Consider the following 21647-nt stretch of genomic DNA (forward strand, 5'->3'; position numbering starts at 1 on the left):
AAAAGGTGCCCTTTAGGGCGGATGAGGACATTAATTGCGATTAAATGAACCCTCACCCCCGCCCCTCTCCCACAAGCGGGAGAGGGGATCTCTTCAACTTAATGGCAGTGACATGGTGCTGCACCCAGGTTAAAGGAATTTTATGACAGCAAATAAAATAAGCTATTTCATGCCTTATTTGACATTGCAGAAGTTATTGGACTCACTGCACGATGCAGGATACTCCTGTGTAGGCCCTCAAGTACGCGATGGAGCGATTGTTTATGATGTGTTACAACATGTCGATCAATTACCTTGGGGCATCCGTGAACACCAAAACCCTGGAAGTTATCAATTAGAAAAAATTAAGGAACATAAAGCATTTGCCTTTGCAAATGGTCCGCAAGCAATTAAACCACTTCTATTCAAGCCCCAAGAAACCGTATGGAAAGTAGAACGTAACCAGGAAGGAAAATTAATTTTTCAACCCCATCAAGCAGAAGAACAACCGATTGCGATTATTGGCGCTCGTTCTTGTGATTTAGCGGCAATGAGTATTCAAGATAAAGTGTTTATTGAGAGTGCGCATCCCGATCCTCGTTATAAAAAGCGTCGTGAGCAGTTATTGGTTATTGCGGTCAATTGTTCTTATTCTTCAAATAATTGTTTTTGTGTTTCCGCAGGAACTGGACCCGAAGTCAGAAATCCTTTTGATATTCTGCTGACTGAAATCGATGATGGATTCGTGATCCAAACTGGCAGCGAACGGGGTCAAGCAATCATTTCCAATTTACATTTACCCAAAGCGAAAGCCGAACAAAGTAAAAAAGCCAGTCACAATGTGGAACAGGCGGCAGCAATGCAAACTAAAAGAATTCCCTTAGATAATAAGCAGGGTTTACGGGATTTATTATTTGCCAATTTAAATCACTCAAGATGGGACGATGTAGCACAAAGATGTTTATCATGTGGTAATTGCACCTCTGTGTGTCCTACCTGTTTTTGTCATAGTGAGGTAGAAAAGCCCAGTTTAGATGGTACAAGCAGCGAACATCAGCGCGAATGGGATTCTTGTTTTACCGCAGGCCATAGCTATTTAAGCGGTAAAGTCATTCGTGACGATACCCATAAACGCTACAGACAATGGTTGACTCATAAGGTAGGTAGTTGGTTTGATCAGTTTGATACGAGTGGTTGTGTAGGCTGTGGCCGTTGTGTTACCTGGTGTCCTGTCGGTATTGATATTACCGAAGAACTCGCAGCGATTTCTGGTGAATCCAATATAAGGATTAAAGAAAGTGACTAAACTCATTCCCGATCCCTATGTTCCACTTGAAGCGATCATTGTAGAAAAAACGGAGGAATCTTCTTCAATTTTTACCCTGCATTTGCGTTTTCTTGACCCAGTCCATCAGGAACGATTTCTGTTTTACCCAGGTCAATTTAATATGCTCTATCTGTATGGCGTCGGGGAAGTCGCAATTTCCATTGTCTCTGATCCGGAAAAAAAGAATATTTTAACGCATACCATTCGTGCTATAGGCAGAGTGACCAAAGCATTACAAAAACTTCAACCCGGAGATCGAATAGGAATTCGAGGACCCTATGGACGAGGTTGGCCACTTGCTCAAGCAGAAGGCAAAGATGTTGTGGTACTTACAGGGGGGCTAGGTTGTGCTCCCTCTGTTTCCATTATTGAATTCATTCTGGCTCGCCGAGAACAATACGGCCATTTAAGCATCCTGCAAGGCGTGAAGCACAGCGATGATTTTATTTTTAGAAAACAGTATGCAATTTGGCAAAAATCACCTAATACTGTAATTCATATCGCTGCAGATCAGGCCGGACCTAAATGGCCATGGGCTATAGGTTATGTTACGGATATGATTAATCAACTTAATCTAAATCCAGTAAATACCCTCGTGATGATGTGTGGGCCGGAAATGATGATGAATAATGCAGTCAAGATACTCACACAACGAGGAATTTCAGAACATGACATTTATCTAAGCATGGAACGAAATATGGAGTGTGGTATCGGGCAATGCGGCCATTGCCAATATGGAGGGTTTTTTATTTGTAAAGATGGCCCTGTATTTGCCTATTCAGAAATCAAAGAATTATTTAATGAACCAGGGTTTTAGCGATGATGAAACCACGATTGGCGGTACATAAATTTACATCCTGCGATGGATGCCAATTGGCCTTTTTAAATGCCGGAGAGGCCTTACTCACTCTATCTGAATTAGTGGATATGGTGCATTTTTCGGAAGCTGGAGCCGTTGATCTTGAAGCAAAAGTAGATATTGCCTTCGTTGAAGGCAGCATTTCCACTCCAGATGAAGAACTACGTATTAAAAAAATTCGTGAACAGAGCCAATTCATCATTACCATTGGTGCTTGTGCTACCGCAGGAGGCATTCAGGCTTTACGTCATTTTGCGGATTCCAAAGAATGGGTCAGTAGTATTTATGCATCTCCCGAATACATTCAAAGCTTAAGCACTTCCACACCCATTTCACATCATGTGAAAGTGGATTGGGAGTTATGGGGCTGCCCGGTAAATAGCAATCAAGTATTAGAAGCAATTCGTTTTTTATTATCCAATACGACACCACGCATCAAACAAGATTCTGAATGTATGGAATGCAAACGCAAAGGGAATGTTTGTGTTTTGGTTACCCAAAAACAACCCTGTATGGGCCCTGTAACCCAATTAGGCTGCGGTTCTCTTTGTCCCTCAGTAGGACGAGGCTGTTATGCGTGCTATGGCCCAAAAGAAAATCCAAATCCCCACTCCTTGGGTAACTGGTTTGAACAGCTTGGTTTAATCCAAGGAAGCCATTGCGCAAAAATTTTTGCATATTAATAATCAAGCCCCTGCATTTAACAAAGCAGGAGCTTATTTTAAGGGAATTAAAATCAGCAATGAGTAACACCATTTCCATTAATGTTCCTATTTTGGCGGCGCGTTGAAGGTGAAGGAGCACTTGAACTGCACATTCGTAACAGTAAAATCAGCAAACTCCAATTAAAAATTTATGAACCGCCAAGATTGTTTGAAAAATTTCTCGAAGGTAGAAGTTATGCTGAGGTTCTGGATCTTGTAGCACGGATCTGTGGTATATGTCCTGTTGCTTATCAAATGAGCGCAACCCAAGCAATCGAACAGTGTTTTGGTCTACAACCCTCCCTTGGGTACGGGAGATGCGCCGCCTCTTTTACTGCGGTGAATGGCTGGAAAGCCATAGCATGCACATTCATTTTTTAGCATTACCCGATTTTTTGGGGTTTAAATCAGCACCTGAAATGGCAAAAAGTTATCCTGAAGAGGTACGACGGGGAATTCGTTTGCAATCATTTGGTAATGATTTGATCAAATTATTTGGTGGTCGTTCGGTTCATCCAGTGGGAGCTTGTGTAGGCGGATTTTATAAAGCACCCTCTCCGATGCAAATCAATGCTCTATTGGAAAAAGCAAAAGCACGCATTGAAGATTGGCGACGCATTAATTCGCTGGCTGGCAGAACGTTCCTTTCCAGATAATTCTCATGAGTTTACCTATGTCTCACTTTATCATCCTACAGAATATCCATTCAACGAGGGCAGACTAGTCTCCAATCATGGCTTAAATATCAGCATCGAGGAATTTGATGCCTACTTCAAGGAAAGCCAAGTCCCCTACTCTACCGCCTTGCATTGTTTATTACAAAATAAGCCTTACTTGGTAGGACCTCTAGCACGAGTGAACAATTGTTTTGGTCACCTGCCTGCTCCTATTCATCTTCTTTTACAGGAATTAAAAATAAACTTCCCTTCCCGTAATATGTACCACAGTATTTTTGCTCGCGCCGTTGAAATCTATTTTTGTGTTTTAGAATCCATACGCATTATGGAACAGTATGAGCTCCCCAAAGAATCACATCCTGAAATTAAACCGCGTGCCGGAACAGGATTTGGGTGTACTGAAGCGCCTAGAGGTACTTTGTGGCAACATATTCAATTAGATGCCCAGGGACAAGTAAAATCTGCGCGTATCGTGCCACCAACCAGCCAAAATCAGGCACGGATTGAAGAGGATTTACATCGTTCCCTGGTACAATATGGCCTTGACCAAAATGAAGAGTCATTACGTGCTTACAGTGAAATGATCATTCGCAATTATGATCCTTGTATTTCCTGTTCCACTCATTTTTTAACGATTAAAGTGAATCGAGAATGAAGGTCATCAAAGTACTAGGAATTGGTTCCCCTTTTGGTGATGATCAGGCAGGTTGGAAGGTAGCAAATGCTTTAAAACACCAGCTATCAAAACATCCTCATCTTGCTCCCTTTTTACTCATTGAAAACCATGATCGGCCAGGTGTGCGACTCATTGAGCTAATGAGTGGATTCAATACTGTTTTTATCATTGATGCAGTCAAATCAGGGAGTGCCATTGGCTCCATTCATCGATTTAAAAATGAATCGATCCTCGATTCAGAAAATAGGTTCTCAACCCATGGTATCAGCATCCTCCAAACACTTCATTTAGCCCGTGCTCTTGATGAGTTACCTGCAGACCTTTTATTTTATGGAATCGAAATTGATGCAATTACGCTGGATGAAACACTTTCCCCTCAGATAGAAAAAGCAATTGCCGAGGTGACGCGCCGATTGATAAATGACCTAGTTACTGCTTATGAAGCCTAGCATGAAACCCTTATCAAGCTCGATACGGGATCTTTTTTAATCTGTTTATTTAGTGCTTTGTTTTTTCTTTAGCAGCGTCGCCAAACAGCCAATCCGTGCTCACCTCAAGTTCATCAGCAATTCTTTGCATCGTGTTGTCATCGAATGCCACAACACCATGCAGGAGCGCTTCAATTTTAAACTTGGGTAACTGAAACATCTTTGAACATGCTTGAACACGCTCTGTCATTAATTCAGGAACACCCAATTCATCAAGCTCATAGTTCAAACGTTCAGTTAATTTTTTGTTTGACATGGTCGTCTCCTTTTTCGCTTTTTATCAGTGTAAAACAAGCAAGCTTAAGGATTGATTAACAAAAAGATTTTTTTAAAAATTATTTTCCTGACAAGCTGGATGAGGCTAATAGACAAATATTTGGAACAAGAGGATAGCTCAAATATGGAGCTAATGTGCGGAAATGCTGATGGTATATGGCCACCGCCCCCTTAATGTATTCTTAATATTCATTGAGTATAATTTATGGATATTGCCTTCATTGGAGACAGCATGTTGCCACTTAATTTTAAAACTCGTGGAAGTCTTGTGGTTCCAGCCAACATTGCCGTTCCTTTAGTTTTCCCTGGAGTTCGAGGAAAAATCAAAAAAACAATTCAATTACCTAATGATAAATCATTAGAAGAGAATAGCTTGGCAATAATACAGCCACTGAATTTAGATAAGCCAGAAGAAGTGCAGAGATTTAGATTAACTCCTTATCTACCAATCGGTGCGAGTCGTGATGACTTACCTGAAAATCAAAGAAACATTACCATTGATGAGAAAGCTAGTTGTGAAGTTGAACTTGATAATCCAGAGCAGTATTTAGGATATAACATCGAACAATATCAGCAATCCAACGCTCCTTTATTTGGTGAGGGCTCACCCTCCATAGAAGATGTTAAGCAATACAAGGTTCCTGATTGCTTTTTTTTAGCCTCACTGGCAGCTATTTTAAGTCAACCTGATGGAGCAAGCTACATTCGTAGTATGCTGAGACAAAATGATGATGGCACAACAACCGTTCGTTTATTCAATCCTAAAACGTTAGAACCAGTTTATGTTCGAGTACAAAATTCCTATATTGTTGACCAGCAAGGTAGCTTAAATAAGCATACGGGCTTATGGGTCGATATACTCGAAAAAGCAGCAGCGTCTGTTCCTGAGCTCTTTGGAAACACTAATCCCTCCATGAGTGGTGCTCTGAAAGGCGGTTCAGAGTCTACTGCGTTGAAAATATTAACGGGTTGTAATGCTAAAGAAGAATATATTAATTATGATAAATTTTTTGCTTGGGATATAGGTAACTTTTTTGCTGATGAGCTTGAACAACTAACCGTGTTAAATCAACAGAAAAAAATCATGCAAGAGGAATTAGGGGCAGAGCACCAATCAGGAACGGATGAAATTATTACAGAAATGTTATCAACAAGAATTCGAGCATTTGAAGAAATTTTTGGTCAGGAGGACGCACAGGAAAACTGCCTGAAATTAATCGATTTTTATTCAGAAAACAAGGAAGAGTGGGAAAGAATATACTCTCAATATGCTAATGGTCAACAGCGCCTTGAACACCTAATAGCGCATTTTTCACAAGATGAGAAAAACATCCAAATAATTGATATCTTACAAAAATTATTTATTTATTATCATGAAGATGTAGAAAAAGGGGTAAGGCGCGATAATCAAGAAATATTTAGTGGAATTTATTCACCTGAAGAGCTGAGTATTTTTAACGACATAAAATTGAAAATCGCCAAGGGTGAATCTTTAACAGCCGGCACGCCCCAAAGATACGATGAAAAAGTACCAGGCTTAAGAGCGATGCATGCTTATACCATTGTTGATGTTGTTGAAACAATCCGTCCTGTAGATCAGGATACTGATGAAAGGCGTCCAATTAAAATGATACGCATTAGAAACCCATGGGGTTTCACTGGACGGCTTTATTTACCAAATATGGAGAATCCTAATCAAATTGACATCAAAGAAGAACGTGTTGCGGGTACTTTTGATTTAGAACTCAAAGATTTTTGCCGTTATTACGAAAGTTATACCAGCACACAACAACTCTCTAAAGTTCGAGAACTGACTACCAAAAGGGAGCGCTTGGCATTAAAAATGCAAGATCTCTTAAAAGGAGATGATGCTATAGCAGGTAAGGATTCTCAGCATGATTTATTGCCAAAAATAGATGCTTATTTTGAATGTAAGGCTGATTTAATTAATATCCAAATCACTGCTGTTCAACTATTAGATGATAATATTCATGAACAAATCAAAGAAGCATTAAGCCATGAGGATAAAGATTCATTAAATAGAATTATTGAAGCAAACAAAGTAACAATGATGAATATTTTTCAAACTTCAGATTGCGAATTAATTGCTGCATCCATTAACTATTGGTGGAAAGATTCGAACCAACAGCTTTCCAAAGAGGATGAAAAAACTTATCAACACCAATTGATTCAGTCTTTTAGTAAAAATGATTTGCTGTGGAGTAAATTTATTGAAAATTATCAGATCAATGCTTCTCTAGCTCTTAGACCATTCAATAAATCGCAAAAATTAATTGATGAGTTATTAGAAAGTATTGAGGAATCAAAACAAACACTACAATCATTACTTCCAAATGATGAAGGTTATGAACAACTTCTAAAAGCCCTATTTCTCCAAACAGATTTGCTAAAGCAACATTTTAGTTATCTAGAAAAAAATGAAAAACTTCTACAGCGATGGGGTATTGAATTAGATTCATATCGTGAAAAATTAGCAAACCTTAAGGCTTATATTGAAGATTTGGTAGAACAAAATCCAATTGCCGAGCGGGTTAAAACGGAACTAGAAAAAGAGTTACCTCAGCAAAGTTCATCAATAGATGATTTTACACGTGATACTGAAAGCCTTTTACGGAATATGGCTGGAATGGAATTGATTTTAAATAAATATAAAGAAATAAAATCAAGCCAACCTGCATCAAGTCAACAAAATGAAATTGAACAACACAAATCAAAACACTTTCCTCAATGGCTAATTTCTTTAGGAAGAATATTAGATCGAGTTCTTGAGGCAATAACGAGATGGAAAAGCCCCAATAATACGAATCAAGAACAACTGCCTGGGTATAATCGAAGACCGGCATCTGATTCAAAATATCCCGGTCTGGATACATTTGGCTTTTTTGAGCGCGTCAATCCTGAAGAATCTGTTCCTTCTGGTCCTCAAGACAAACCCACAAATAAATGGTAATAGGTAAAAAGGGTTGAGTCACAAGCGGCTAAAATTTAAAGATTTGCCGCTTTATTTATTGATTGATTAACTCATTCGTTCAAAATGAATCAAACTCAATAAACCCCTTACCATTAAAGTGAAAATTACATTCAGCAATGTTATGATTTGCGCCACACGTTGAACCAATGGATTGATAAAAATTATGCCCAACTCAAGAGAAATGTTATTAAAAATTTTAAATAAAACAAAAAATTCACTCCAAAATAAAGTTCCGCCCTTTCAAATAGAGTGTCTTGATATGTTTCAAAAAAAGATTCAAGCCATTCAAGTGGATGAAATTTCTGAAATGGATCTGCAAGTTTGTGATGTGCTTCTAGATAAGTGTTTTTGTGACTTAGATGATATGGTCCCAAGAGAACATAGGATTATCGGTCTTATAAATAAAGCAAATCTTACGAATGATGATTTTTATACTAAAGTTGCTAAGATTTTTGATAATGAAATTAAAAGAATAAATAACTTATCGAGAAATGGCTTTTACGACCAGACAGTTACACATGTAAAAAAGATAGTCATTGATATGAAAACCGAATTGACCAATATAAAAAATGAATTAAATCCACAATATCATAATATGAAAACTCACCATGGTTTCTTATGTTAAGAATTAAGGATTTTTTTAATTTAATTCAAGTGATGGAGCATTAAATGTCACCAATTGCTGTGATTACTGGAGCGAGCAGTGGTATCGGGCATGCATTAACTTTAGAATTGGCCTCTCAGGGCATCACCGTAATTGCGATTGCCAGAAATAATACGGAGTTGCTTAAATTAAAAGAGAAACACCCGGATACAATCAAGACCTTACCTGCAGATATTACTACTGATGAAGGGTTAAAAAGAATTGCCAATGAAATTAAATCATTGCATATCAATTATTTGATTCATAATGCAGGCATTATTTCCCCTCTGGGCCTTTTACATGAAGCGACAGCTGCTGATATAAAAAAAATAATTGAAACCAATCTTATTGCGCCCATATTACTCACCCAAAGTGTGCTTCCCTTTTTCTCAAAGCAAGGTGGCCGCATTTTAAATATCACTTCCGTAGCGGGAGAAAAAGCGGTTACCGGAGCCGGCGCTTACTGTATTTCCAAATCAGCATTCAACATGTGGACGAACGTCTTACGGGCTGAATTACCCCAGGGAATAGTAGCGACTGATGTTATTCCAGGTGAAGTAGATACGGGCATGCAAAAAAATTTACGGGAATGTCCTGTAGAATTATTTCCATTAGCTGACGAATTTAAGAAAGCATATCAAGAAAAAACCTTGCTACCACCTAAAGTCTGCGCTGAATTTTTAGCGTTCCTCTTATTAAAAACGACTCCAAAAGAGTTTTCGGAGAAAAGGTGGAACATTTATAAACACTATACCAAGCCAATTCCTCTTCCCTTAAATAAAGACAAACTCGATGATTAGACTCACATCATTGCGAGCCTAGCGAGGGATGACTTGGTAGTGAGTAGCACTGTACGTCAAATTACAGCATTGAGGCTTGCGACCTGTAACTGACACTCATTAAATAGCAATCGTTATTCAAAGAGTAATGCCATAAAAATATGATTTTCATATACTCCATCAATACGGACCGCATTTTTATGGACTCCTTCTTTGACGAAACCATATTTTTCATACAATGAGATTGCCGCTTTATTATGTTCGCGCACTGTAAGCTCTATACGTGTTAACCCCTTTAATTTTGCCATTTGCAATGCCGTGCTTAATAATTTCTCTCCTATTCCCTGTCCTCTATAGGGTGCAAGCACACCAATCCCTAAAGCACCCACATGCGCAAAAACAGGTCGATCAAGCGGGCTGATATCACACCAACCAATCACCTGTTCCTCATGCATCGCGACCACTTGAGGCCACCCCTCTTTAATGTGCTCTAAAACAAAATCTCGTGTTAATTTGATGGGAGGCCCTTCTAAAAAAGCTAGAAATTTACGTTCACGAGCCACGCTGTCCACAGCGCTCCAAAAAGCTTCAATATGTTTTTCTTGGATGGGAACAATAGTAAATTGCATAAGAATCGATTCAATAATTAACCTTGAGCTAAGTAAAAAGGAGATTCTTTCCTGAGTCAATAAACAATTGCCCTAGGTCTGTAAAGCGGACAGCCAAATCTAAAGATAAAGTACTAAGAACATGTTATAGTGCACAATCGAATCTCAGTAACAATGAGAAAAAAATATGCAAGAAATGACTATTTATCATAATCCTCGATGTTCCAAATCACGACAAACTTTGGCACTTCTGGAAAGTAAAGGTTTTAAACCGGTTATCATTGAATACCTTAAAACTCCTCTTATTTTGAAGCAGTTAAACGCATTAAAGAGCCACTTTGCTCTTAAGGATTTTGTTCGTACCGATGAGCACGTTTTTAAAGAACTGGGATTATCTCTAGATAATGAAACTCAAGTCTTAAGTGCGATGGTCAAAGAACCCATATTAATGCAACGTCCCATTGTCACTTACAAAAACAAAGCAGTTATTGGTCGCCCTCCTGAGAAAGTCCTGGAATTACTTGATTAATATTTAATCATCAGCCTGAATTTATGCCTGCTCGCTATAAGGAAGGTGCACAACAAGGACTATGAGGAAATTACACTCAACTCCCAAGTGGGTCCCGTTATAGCCTGGAAGAATAAGAATATTGTCACACTGGATGTCATTGCTGCTAAGGCAGCAATGACATCCAGTTTTTCAAAAGCATCACCAATGAGCTAGGCGATTATTGATGAGGGTCAGTGTTTTGAGCATCCTGCTAATTGGAAGTCAATTGATTAGGGCAGCCCGATTGATGGTAAGAAACTAATGCACTATATATTCCCTGATAATCTGCAAATGCATTCCTATTCTCTTTAACATCGTCAAAAACTGAATTGGTTCGCCCACAAGAGCCGAATTCGGTGAGATTTAAATGATCACCATTTGCTTTTTTGTAGGCAATAAAGGTTTCACCGCAATGTAAATGGGGTCGTTTGTTCCCTGCATTCCCTACATATTCCACATTACCACAATAGGTTTTCTTAAAGTTAATCTTGAAATTGGGTATCTGTGCAAAAGAGTTGATAGAAATAAACGCGATAACGCTGGCTGTTGCAATTGAAATTTTATTCATCATAGAGCATTATAAAAAGTGTTAAAAAGCAAATTTAGCACACTCCATTCCAACAACCAAGACCTGTTTGCAAGTTTTTGATGTGACTTTATTTTTGCAGCACATAAGTTCCTGGTGCGGAGGGCAACGAAGAATCAAGTTCAGGAGGTGAAACAAGCCTTTTCGAACTGTTGTTAACCAACCATTGATGCCATGCAATCCACCAAGAACCCTCTCTTCTTTTTGCTTTACTGAGCCATTTTTTTGGTCCTATATAAGGCATTTTCTTTTTGCTTTCCAGAATAGAATAATAACGTCCCGGATGATTGGGTTCACTGACAATTCCTGCGTTGTGACCGCCGCTGGTCAATACAAAGGTAATATCCGAATGCATCATCAGGTGGATTTTGTATACCGATTCCCAAGGAGCAATATGGTCATGTTCTGTGCTTACTGCAAAAATAGGTAAATGAACATTTTTGGGCGCTACTACTTCATCTTCGACCTTAAAATGTCCCTCAGCAAAATCATTTTGCAGAAATAATTTTTCAAGATATTCCGTATGCATTTTATAGGGCATTCGAGTTGAATCGGCATTCCAGGCAAGTAAATCAATCATACCCCGTTTTTTGCCCGTCATGTAATCATCAATCATTTTTGACCAAATGAGATCATAAGTCCTTAACATTTGAAAAGAACCGGCCATATGTTTGGGATCTAGATAACCTTTTTCCCACATCATATTTTTGAGAAATGCTATTTCACTCTCGGTAATGAACAGCATCAACTCGCCTGCTTTGGTAAAATCCCTTGGGCAGCCAAAAGCGAAAGGGTTTTAAGGCGATAATCTTTATTTCGTGCCATCGCGGCAGCAGTAATCATCGCTAAAGTTCCTCCCAGGCAATATCCCATTAAATGAATTTTAGTATTAGGTAAAATAGTACTCACTGCATCGATTGCTGCCATTGCACCTAGACGATAATAATCATCCATTCCTAAATCCCGATCCTTCTCATCTGGATTACGCCATGAAACGATAAATACCGTATGTCCTTGCTTCACAAGCCATTTAACTAAAGAATTTCCTGGAGATAAATCTAAAATATAATATTTCATTATCCATGCTGGTAATATCAGTATTGGCTCTTTAAAAACCGTTTCTGTTGTGGTTCATATTGAATTAATTCAATCAAATGGTTAGTAAACACGATTTTACCAGGGGTAATTGCAACATTTTTTCCGGGTTTGAACTTCCCTGCCCCCGGGGGAGGCAAACCGGCTAATCTTCTTAAACTATGTTCAATCGCAAGCTCTGTACCCTGAATCAAATTGGCACCACCGGAGCGAATCGTTTCATAAAAAAGATCCGGATTGGTCATTACAAAATTGGAAGGCGATAAGGCATCATGTAACTGACGAATATAAAATGAAACGGTGCGCTCTGCTCGACCTGAAAGACCAGGAACTTTTCGCGTTGCAAATCGCCACCACTCCTCACTCTGAAGAAAAACTTCTGCATAAAATCGCCAAGGCATCAATTGCCAATTCTCTTTATGAAAACGAACGTCAGTTCCTTGTGCTGGTTGCTTATCACACAGCAGATGCGTAAGAAATTCATCGGAATGGATGATGTGAAAAAAAGCCAGTGCCAACAAATGCCCAGGTGATTGGGCTAATTGTAAAAGCCAAGCACAATGAGAAGTTCCGATTACTGCGGGACTCATTCCCATAGTAAACTTGCCAAGATTCGCCTGATATAATTTATTAATATAATAAAAAAAATCATCCAACTGATTCTTAAATATTTCGTACTGAGGTTTAGCCCCACTCTCGGCTGGAGAAGTAGATTGAATCTTTAGGTGTCGAGTCGAAGCGTTTGTTTTCTCAGTTCCTTTCATAGTCAATATCCTTGGGGACTTTCCAGCATTGATTGGGTGAAAAATAAGGTTTTGATATAAATTATAGTATTATTTTAAAATAGCGTGCGTGAATTACAAAAATAGAAAAAGGAAACAAGGAAATCTTGAGTAGTTGCGATATTAGAGTATGCTTTAAGGAATGAACCAAATAAGGAAAAAAATGAAAAAACTATGGATTATTTTATTGTATGCCATTCATACTGCGTCATTTGCTGAAGATTTGGGTAAAACAACTTATCAGATATCATGTCAAAATTGTCATGCAGCTCAATTTGCAGTTGGAATGAAAGCCCCTGCCGCCTTTGATAAAAAAGCATGGAGTGTACGTTTTAAAAACGCAGAGCTGGAAGCGAAACAAAATCCTACAGAATATAAAACCGCTATGGATTATTTATTATACAGCATGAAGCGGGGTAAAGGGCTAATGCCTCATAGTGGTTTATGTAAGGAAGTGGATGCACCCCAGAAAAATTGTTCTGATGAAGCATTCATTCAGGCCATTCAGTATATGTCACAAAACAAAATATAGATTCTAAAAATGCCAGGGATCTGTCTACAATTCGCTAGATTGAGCTAAGGGGCATGATTTTATAACGTATTCAATTATGACAAATGACGCACATAATAAAGGCATTAGTTTGCTGTTTCTGATTTTATTTACCGTAATGGGTGGAGCCGTCCTCGTACTTTCAGGAGGTGGAGTGGGATTTATGCTAGCTCCTATGGCTTGCGATACTCCATCTTCGTGTAATGGCATACTAAGCTCTCTAGCCGTATTGATGCTCATGCTGTTTCCAATTGAACTGATAGTCAGTTTAATTGCCGGATGGGTATGTTTCTTTACTCAAAGATATAATCGATCCATGTGGTTAACTTGGGGTTGTACTCTTGCATGGGTGTCATTTCTTTTCATTAATATCTAATCGTCGATCTGACTCTAATTCCAACTGAACTATCCTTAAAACCATCCCCGATCAACACATTAACAAGTTGGGTCTTCCCGCTCCCTACCTCCCCAAAAAATCCAACTGTAACTTCTTTCTTTTGTTGTAATCTTTGTGTAGTCATAATTATTCTCACCATTATTTCGCTCTATGTGATTTGATATATATTGGTCTTTTTGTGCGTACAATGAATTTATTGACTTGATATTAAACTAATAAATTGAGATGAAAAATCTCTCTTCTGTAACTATAACCTAGGAGTGATATGCAAAGATTGCCGAATAGGGTGTGTTGGTCAGGACTACAAAAACACCTAGGTTACAATTGGAAGTTCATTTTTAACAGCCATGATCATGGCTTATCATGATATAAAACAATCAACTCCTTACTGGAAGAACAACCTAATAATTCCATTGTCTTAGCTAAAGTCCCTTCTACAGTTCGGTAAGAGATATTCATATCCCGGGCGATTTCTTTGGAGCTTTTTCCCTGAGCCAGTAATCGAAGACAGACTGCTTGTTGTTCAGATAACCGAATAGGTAAATGGGACGATTTATGAAACAGCACCATATCCTTTTCATTTAATGAGACCGGTTTGGCTTTTTCTGTTTCGTTTTCAGCAACACACTTAAGAGTATTAAATACATGTTCTTCCAAGGCATTATCATCCGTATCAAGAGAGATACTCGCTACATTTTCGAATAGGTGATCACGCTCGCTATGCAGCGAATCAAAAAAAGTTTTGAGGTCAGTCGTTAATAATGGCATAGGATTTCGTGAAATTCGTCCTATTTGTACGGCAGTACTGACTTGCAAAAATACGACAAACTCTGAGGACAACAATTCTCGAATTGCATCATCACAAATAATGCTGGCATCTGTGGTTGCTACTATATTTTCTTTAGCGTGTAACCCCATCAGTACTTCTTTTTGGCATTGGTAAAAATTTTTTTGTCCCTCTGCGCCCAAAATCTCATGCAAAGTACGCCCCACATGATATTCGATTCCAAGATCCGCATCGATAAACTCCCAGCCCAGTTTTTCAGCCAGAAGCTTTGCGAATAAGCTTTTGCCAGCACCAGGTAGACCGACAATAAAAATACGTTTAGGTTGATTCATCATTTTTCTCCTATGCGTGGCTTCCAATAAGCTTTGAATCTACTCATAGTATAAAAACGTATTCAAATTACATCAATACGTAAAAATACGTACCAAATATTGAATTTTTTATACAAATTATTTTAACCCTGCTGTTTTATTAACAGGTGTTTTACAGTTAATAAATCAAGATATGCTTTTTTCTTATCGGCTGGATTTCGTAAAAGATAAGCAGGATGATAGCTGACGATAAAAGGAATATTATTGTAATGATGGAGTGTATTTCGCAATTGTTTCAGCGGCAGTGATTGATTAAGTAAAAATTGACCAGCAAAGCGTCCTAAAGCCAAGATCAAATGCGGCTGAATCAGCTCAATTTGCTGTGCGAGATAAGAACTGCATTGAGTAATTTCCTCCATCTGAGGATCTCTATTATTAGGTGGCCTACATTTCAAAACATTGGCGATGTACACATCTTGTTCTTGCATTTCAATGCTCTGTAACATTTGATTCAATAAACTTCCTGCTTTACCTACAAAAGGTAATCCTTGCTGATCCTCATAAAAGCCTGGAGCTTCACCAATAATCATTAATTTTGCGTTCGGACTGCCACGGAAAAAAACAGTTTGCGTGCGAGTTTTATGTAAAGGACATCGAGTGCATGCAGCCACTTCTTTAGCCAAGGTAGATAATCCTTGTTCACAGGAAGGATGCGAGCTACGTAGCTCCCAGAGATCGATTCCCATAGCCTGTAGATAATAACGATTTAAAGGGTCTGACATAGAAGACTCATTTCACACAATAATTGCTCGAGAAAAGTTGGATGGTTATTTTCGTTTTTAATTTTTGATAAATCAATGCTTCCATAATTAAAAAAATCCCCTCATTCCGAGCCTGGCGAGGGATCTTCATATCGTAGAAGAGTGCTATTGGATGGGAGATCCCTTGCTACGCTCGGGATGACGTTGGAAATAATTTAGCCGATTCTATAAGTATCATTTTGCGAGTATTTATAAATTGCGTCTCATTCCAAATGTTTTCTACGAGTAATGTTCCCTTATCGAGACCTTCTTGATAAGCAGCTAATCCAATTAATAAATGGGAGAATTTAATTTTTCTAAATTTGCTCAACGCCTCAAATAAAGTCAATCGCTCAATTTCAGATCCAGATAGATCATCCCCGCATTCTCCATCAAAGCCTTTAAATTTTGCCGCAAACCAATCCTCTAAAGGCTTTCCTCTCAGAATAAAGCTATGGGAGATTTGTGAACCGCCAAGTACTCGAGTATCTAAATATTGCTGAATATCAACACAAATTGAGTTTTTCTTTATGTATTCCAATGCTTCAGTAAATAATGGACTTAATTCGAAAGTTTTCACCTGAACCATAGCACGTAATTCCATCAATGATTTAAGTCTATTTTGTTGTTTTACTTGATTTTCTGCAGTCTTATTTCGCGAAGTATGTGCCTCTTTTTTCATCGCCTCCATTTGATTATCGAGTTCAACTACAATGTTGTGCAGACGAACAGAATTTTTTCCTTTCGTAACCATTTGATCTTGCAACCAACTGCATAACTCTGGAGATAAAGATTGAGTTTGTTTGCTCGAAAATACTTTGGTTAATGCAGCATTGAAATCATCTGGGGTTAATCGATCATAGAGTTCAGCTGCTTTTAAATAAAGATTCGCATGCTCTTCCTCCAGATGCTCCTCCAACATTTTTTGCTCCCAATCATCCATTTTGGCGGCGTTGCTTAATTCAATCATCCCGCCCCCAGGTAAAAGATAATAACCGTGATGTTTTGCAAAACGAATTCGCCCCTGTGCATCGACATGAATTCTATCCACCGCTTCATTTTTAAGCGAACTACCCATTTGAATCTGAATTGGATAGAGTTGATTCGCGGGGGGATGAGCAATATTAAGCTGATCCAAATTAAAAAGATGAGCTTTATTCGTTTTCCTTAAGTGGGCTTTTTGAGCTTCACGAAATTTTTCCCAAATTTCTGGCGTATACTCAGGGATTGGTAGTTTCAATCTCATCTGCCCCGGGGTACTACCAAACTCAAACCAGGCGTTTAATTCGTCATCCATCTCCATATTATAAAAATCGAATAAAATTTCAAAATAGTTCTGATTTTCCATGCGTTGCAAAACATCAGCATAATTAATGAATGTTGCAGCATATGCTAACTCTTTATAATGTGCCTTCACTTGGCTCTTATCAGTCACTTTACCCACAAGTTTTTTGATGTCTGCCATTTTATCCAACATTATGGCTTGTCGACTTTGGATGTTCGCTTCTTTATATCGAATCAACATGGGGACAATATCAGTAAATAACTGCACGATGACTTTTCCTTATCAGATGTTCATCCAAGTCAATTTATAATAAAAATGAAAAATCTTAATACATCTTGTAAGAATTAAATTATAATACAATCTGGACATATTTATTCCTTTATTATGCCTCTTGTTATCGATTTGCAAAATATTGCACAAAATAAATGGATTTGGGATTTTCTGGAAAACCAACGTCTCCACGGGAAGGAGGTTTGGAAGCCGAATGAAGTATATACCTATAACGGCTCTTCTTTTACATTTCAGCAACCTGTTTTTGCAAGAAAAAGAAAAAATCCTGCTCAGGGGTACGCTTATGAAATGCCATCCTCAAAACGTCTCGGCTTAGGAAAATATGGAGCAGTATACCGCATTTCCTGCACAATCAGTCGGGGTAAAACAGATACCTTCCAGGTTCAAGACAAACATCGAGTTGTAAAGTTTCTAGATCCTAATGATGCCTTGCGCGAGTATAACGTCGGACATTATACCGAACATTTACATATGAAAGCGCCAACCCAGTCTTACCTGGTAATGAGGGAAATGCAGGGGCAAACGTTCACAAGTTTTTTACATCAATATTATCGAACTCTAAGCCGAAAGAAAAAATTAGAATTAACTAAAGCAATAATCCATGCAATCAAAGAACAGCTTATTGATAGAAAACTCATTCATAAGGATCTTCATGGAAGAAACATTTTAATACATTATGATCCCTTGTCATCACAAAACCATTTTACCGTAAATGTTATTGACTACGGTATGGCATATTATTCCCCGGGATTAAATATCGGTTTGCTCAATTCTGATGTTGGGTCATTGTGGAATTTCCTCTACGCGATATGGTCGAATGAACCGGATAGACCTGAAGTCATCAATGCATTAATCAATATGCGATCTTTTCGTTTCAGCGATTACTTACTGCTTGATGAAGTAGTTATGGCCCCCACACTAAAATCCCAAAAACCATTGGATCGCATGCTTGCCTACCTAAGGCAATTGGCAGAAACACACGACGGATTAGCAAAAGAATTGCGACATGATTTATTGCGTGCAGTAAAACAATCTGATGCGAGTAATTTGACGCCAATGAAACTGGCTGTCGAACAATGCAAAGAGTCTCTAATCAAACACAATATTGATCTTTGCAGTTTTCCTTATCCAGTTTTTACGGAAAACGCAGAGAAACAAAAACAGTTAAATGAAATTTATGCCTATCTCAGGCATCTCGAAAATAAAGGAAAATTCCTGATATTCTATGACCAGGAAAATGAAGGAAATGAACTTTGTGAGCTGGCACACAACTTAAGACAAAAAACGTATCAAGCGGCTATGATGTCTCCTCTACAACAAAGAGACGCTTTCGCTGCATGCAGCATACAGTGCAAGGAAATCTTAGACAAAAATCGAGAATTACTTAATATTCATCGAGACTCCAATTACATTTGGGCTGAAATTGGGGTAGTCCTGTGTTCTCTTATTGTTTTCTACCCCATAGTCGGCTTTATTCATTATCTTGCAACGGATCGGTTTAGATTTTTTAATCAAACAGAATCAGCTGCAGGAGCCTCCAAAATGGAAAAGAATTTTAATCAATTATGTGATATTTAATGCCTAGTGACAGTTTTTTTACAATTTACTTTAATCTCAATGTCTTAAACCAATACCTATAAATTTTTTCTCATAATAGTTAATGATTCAAAATTATTTTGCTAATATAGCTGCCGTTGTCATTATAAGAAGAATAATTTATGACATTAGCAAAAAATTCAAATCCCTATTCAGCAGATACTGCATTTCAAGATGGCCGATTACGCCAAGCGCAGCTAAAAATGCTTACTATGCTGGAAGTCGTAGACTCTATCTGCAGAAAACATGGTTTGGATTATTGGCTTGATGCGGGTACTCTTTTAGGTGCTGTCCGCCATCAAGGATTTATTCCCTGGGATGATGATGTGGATATTGCCATGCCCCGCTCCAGCTATGAACAATTTCTACGTGTTGCTCCATCAGAAATTCCAAACTGGATGTGGTTGCAAACAATCCATAGTGACCCAGGCTATTTTAATATGGCTACTCCCTTAAAAATCAGAGATCGTGCCAGTCGTTTTATTGAAAAACACGAAAAAGGGAATGAGCCGTACGTTCAAGGTATCTTTATTGATGTATTTGTCTATGACAGGATGCCCGTAGACCCAAAACAACGAAAGCGTTACAAATTCTATGCTAAAAAGCTCTCCCGTTTATTATGCACTAAATACAGTAAAGTAAAAATAGGACACTATCCTACCTTCTATAAATTGATCGCCTCATTTTTTCCTAAACCTCTACTTGAATGGGGTTTGCAAAAAATCATCCATCAAGCAAATGCCAGTCATAGCCCATATATAGGACGAGGATATAATTGCGTAGGCAAAAATTTAATTAAAAATGAAGAAATTTATCCTTTGCAACGCGTCTCTTTTGAAACCAAAGAATTTAATATCCCTCGTAACGCAGAAGCCTTCCTGATTCAACAATATGGTGATTATTTGCAGTTACCTCCAGAAGAACAACGAGTCATGAGACATTGTAAGGAACTGATTCCCCATCTGGAAGAAACAATATAGCCTCCTTCTCCTGAGGATTGACAGATAATCATGCAATCGGATACAATTGTACCCAATATCTAAAAAGCACATCTCTAAGAGGCTTAAACTATCATGGACATTATTTCTTAAGTACGCCCTTTATTTCGGGCGATGACGGAAGCAGTAAAAATCACTGCCCATTTAGAATACTTAAGAGAGTTACATGATGCATAAGCCTATTCGATTTCAAGATCTTAGTCTTTCTTTCCCCCACAAAACATGTTTTGTGGACTTCAGTGGCCAAGTTTCCAACGGCAGTCGAATTGCAATTATTGGACGCAATGGCACTGGAAAATCAACCCTGCTCAAAATACTTGCAGGAGTACTTCAACCAACCGAGGGTGACATCCATTTTCCTCAAGCATTGAATAGAGGTTATGTCCCCCAAGTCATTGAAGAATATAACTCATTAAGTGGAGGACAACGTTTTCAAAAATTATTGACGCAGGCATTGGCTTCGGATCCAAATCTTTTAATGCTCGATGAGCCTAGTAATCACCTGGATCGTAAAAATCGACATTCTTTAATGAGAATGCTTTCTGATTATCGAGGAACCTTAATTATGGTGACCCATGATATCGAATTATTGCAATCCACTGTGGATACGATTTGGCATATTGATCAAGGTAAGGTCAATGTTTTTACTGGATGTTATGAGGATTACTTGCGAGAAATCACGATTCAGCGCCATGCGATTGAAGGTGAACTTGCGGAACTGATACGTCAGAAAAAGCAACTTCATGTCGACATGATGAAAGAACAAGTACGAGCCAAGAGCAGTAGAGCTCAAGGTGAAAAACACATTCAGCAGCGGAAGTGGCCAACCATTGTTTCACAGAGTAAAGCGAGGAATGCACAAGAGACTTCTGGACGTAGAAAAAGCGCAATCTGTCATAAGAAACAAGAGTTAAGCCAACGTTTATCAGAACTCTACTTGCCCGAAACGATTCAACCCAAATTTGCTGTTCCTGGGGTTGTAACAAGCCAGACCTTAGTAACAATCAGCGAAGGAACTGTTGGTTATGTGGAAAATAAGTCTATTTTGCGTGAGTTGAGCTTTTCAATAAAAGCACGAGATCGGATTGCGATTTGTGGCGATAACGGTTCAGGTAAATCCACTTTACTCAGAGCCATTTTAGGTAGTCCGTCTGTAATAAAAACAGGAAATTGGACTGTCCCGCAAGCGTATGAGATTGGCTACCTTGATCAACATTATACGACGCTGCCAGCAGAGAAAACCGTATGGGAGGCGATAAGCTGTTGCTTAATCTATAAATCCTATACCGAAATTAGGGAGCATCTAAATGATTTTTTATTTCGAAAAAATGAAGAAGTTAATGCCTTGGTTTCAACCTTATCTGGTGGAGAAAAGGCTAGACTCTCTTTGGCACAAATTGCGGCGATTACACCCAAAATGCTGATTTTGGATGAAATGACAAACAACTTGGATAGAGAAACACGTGCTCACGTAATTCAGGTACTCAAAGTTTATCCTGGGGCCATGATTGTTATTTCCCATGATGCTGATTTTTTGAATGCTATCCAAGTAACTGATCGGTATGAAATTAAGGATGGGCTATTAAGCGCCTTATAGTTGTACCCAAAACT

At 38.5% G+C, this 21647-nt stretch carries 18 protein-coding genes and 3 pseudogenes; 14 read left to right on the forward strand and 7 right to left on the reverse strand.

The genetic code is table 11. The features are described from left to right. Positions 1-142: 142 nt before the first annotated feature. The 5 genes and pseudogenes from EL022_RS14220 to EL022_RS14240 all read left to right on the forward strand — a co-directional run bounded on the left by EL022_RS14220 (position 143) and on the right by EL022_RS14240 (position 4671). Entirely contained in the window at positions 143-1285 is a 1143-nt protein-coding gene (locus EL022_RS14220) for a 4Fe-4S dicluster domain-containing protein (protein WP_028379946.1), read from the forward strand. Further along, a complete protein-coding gene (locus EL022_RS14225; protein ID WP_028379945.1) occupies positions 1278-2123 on the forward strand; it encodes an FAD/NAD(P)-binding protein in 846 nt (281 codons plus the stop codon). The genes EL022_RS14220 and EL022_RS14225 overlap by 8 nt, the downstream gene beginning before the upstream one ends. Before the next feature lie 5 nt (positions 2124-2128). Further along, positions 2129-2915: pseudogene (locus EL022_RS14230) on the forward strand (NADH-quinone oxidoreductase subunit B family protein). After that, a pseudogene (locus EL022_RS16725) lies at positions 2908-4201 on the forward strand (Ni/Fe hydrogenase subunit alpha). The pseudogenes EL022_RS14230 and EL022_RS16725 overlap by 8 nt, the downstream one beginning before the upstream one ends. Continuing rightward, the gene (locus EL022_RS14240) at positions 4198-4671 is read left to right on the forward strand and encodes a hydrogenase maturation protease (protein WP_028379942.1); all 474 of its coding nucleotides are present in this window, start codon (positions 4198-4200) and stop codon (positions 4669-4671) included. Before EL022_RS16725 ends, EL022_RS14240 begins: the two are co-directional and overlap by 4 nt. 49 nt (positions 4672-4720) lie before the next feature. Here EL022_RS14240 and EL022_RS14245 read toward each other — a convergent pair whose 3' ends face one another. Then, the gene (locus EL022_RS14245) at positions 4721-4966 is read right to left on the reverse strand and encodes a hypothetical protein (protein ID WP_028379941.1); all 246 of its coding nucleotides are present in this window, start codon (positions 4964-4966) and stop codon (positions 4721-4723) included. A 225-nt stretch (positions 4967-5191) separates the two neighbouring features. On the opposite strand from EL022_RS14245, the gene EL022_RS14250 reads away from it, so the two are divergent. The 3 genes from EL022_RS14250 (at position 5192) to EL022_RS14260 (ending at position 9421) form a co-directional block, all read left to right on the forward strand. Further along, a complete protein-coding gene (locus EL022_RS14250; protein WP_028379940.1) occupies positions 5192-7957 on the forward strand; it encodes a C2 family cysteine protease in 2766 nt (921 codons plus the stop codon). Positions 7958-8141: 184 nt separating this feature from the next. Further along, positions 8142-8603, forward strand: coding sequence for a hypothetical protein (locus EL022_RS14255; RefSeq protein WP_028379939.1), 462 nt, complete (start codon positions 8142-8144; stop codon positions 8601-8603). A gap of 44 nt (positions 8604-8647) precedes the next feature. Next, positions 8648-9421 (forward strand): SDR family NAD(P)-dependent oxidoreductase, encoded by a 774-nt coding sequence (locus EL022_RS14260; protein WP_028379938.1) that lies wholly within the window; start codon positions 8648-8650, stop codon positions 9419-9421. Positions 9422-9534: 113 nt separating this feature from the next. On the opposite strand, the gene EL022_RS14265 is transcribed toward EL022_RS14260, so the two are convergent. Continuing rightward, a complete protein-coding gene (locus tag EL022_RS14265; protein ID WP_028379937.1) occupies positions 9535-10029 on the reverse strand; it encodes a GNAT family N-acetyltransferase in 495 nt (164 codons plus the stop codon). Between the two features lie 166 nt (positions 10030-10195). On the opposite strand from EL022_RS14265, the gene arsC reads away from it, so the two are divergent. Beyond that, the gene (gene arsC / locus EL022_RS14270; RefSeq protein WP_028379936.1) at positions 10196-10537 is read left to right on the forward strand and encodes an arsenate reductase (glutaredoxin); all 342 of its coding nucleotides are present in this window, start codon (positions 10196-10198) and stop codon (positions 10535-10537) included. 232 nt (positions 10538-10769) lie between these two features. On the opposite strand, the gene EL022_RS14275 is transcribed toward arsC, so the two are convergent. Continuing rightward, complete coding sequence (locus tag EL022_RS14275) at positions 10770-11129, reverse strand: hypothetical protein (protein ID WP_241972198.1); 360 nt, start codon at positions 11127-11129, stop codon at positions 10770-10772. Positions 11130-11214: 85 nt separating this feature from the next. Further along, a pseudogene (locus EL022_RS14280) lies at positions 11215-13003 on the reverse strand (PHA/PHB synthase family protein). A gap of 181 nt (positions 13004-13184) precedes the next feature. Here EL022_RS14280 and EL022_RS14285 point away from each other — a divergent pair. Together EL022_RS14285 and EL022_RS14290 are read left to right on the forward strand one after the other, a co-directional pair. Continuing rightward, a complete protein-coding gene (locus EL022_RS14285; RefSeq protein WP_028379933.1) occupies positions 13185-13553 on the forward strand; it encodes a c-type cytochrome in 369 nt (122 codons plus the stop codon). Positions 13554-13629: 76 nt separating this feature from the next. Continuing rightward, complete coding sequence (locus tag EL022_RS14290; protein WP_028379932.1) at positions 13630-13947, forward strand: hypothetical protein; 318 nt, start codon at positions 13630-13632, stop codon at positions 13945-13947. 372 nt (positions 13948-14319) lie between these two features. Here the strand turns inward: EL022_RS14290 and EL022_RS14295 are convergent, their stop codons facing one another. The 3 genes from EL022_RS14295 to EL022_RS14305 form a co-directional block, all read right to left on the reverse strand. Continuing rightward, complete coding sequence (locus EL022_RS14295; protein ID WP_028379931.1) at positions 14320-15087, reverse strand: shikimate kinase; 768 nt, start codon at positions 15085-15087, stop codon at positions 14320-14322. A gap of 122 nt (positions 15088-15209) precedes the next feature. After that, positions 15210-15848: a uracil-DNA glycosylase gene (locus EL022_RS14300; RefSeq protein ID WP_028379930.1), complete on the reverse strand. Its 639-nt coding sequence runs from the start codon at positions 15846-15848 to the stop codon at positions 15210-15212. Positions 15849-16014: 166 nt separating this feature from the next. Next, positions 16015-17418: a hypothetical protein gene (locus EL022_RS14305; RefSeq protein WP_241972199.1), complete on the reverse strand. Its 1404-nt coding sequence runs from the start codon at positions 17416-17418 to the stop codon at positions 16015-16017. A gap of 117 nt (positions 17419-17535) precedes the next feature. On the opposite strand from EL022_RS14305, the gene EL022_RS14310 reads away from it, so the two are divergent. From EL022_RS14310 to EL022_RS14320, 3 genes are all read left to right on the forward strand, one after another. Continuing rightward, positions 17536-19020, forward strand: coding sequence for a protein kinase (locus EL022_RS14310; protein ID WP_028379928.1), 1485 nt, complete (start codon positions 17536-17538; stop codon positions 19018-19020). A 140-nt stretch (positions 19021-19160) separates the two neighbouring features. After that, the gene (locus EL022_RS14315) at positions 19161-20018 is read left to right on the forward strand and encodes a LicD family protein (protein WP_028379927.1); all 858 of its coding nucleotides are present in this window, start codon (positions 19161-19163) and stop codon (positions 20016-20018) included. A gap of 184 nt (positions 20019-20202) precedes the next feature. Beyond that, the gene (locus tag EL022_RS14320) at positions 20203-21633 is read left to right on the forward strand and encodes an ABC-F family ATP-binding cassette domain-containing protein (protein WP_028379926.1); all 1431 of its coding nucleotides are present in this window, start codon (positions 20203-20205) and stop codon (positions 21631-21633) included. Positions 21634-21647: the final 14 nt, after the last annotated feature.

The organism is Legionella cherrii (assembly GCF_900635815.1).
Taxonomy (GTDB): Bacteria; Pseudomonadota; Gammaproteobacteria; order Legionellales; family Legionellaceae; genus Legionella; species Legionella cherrii.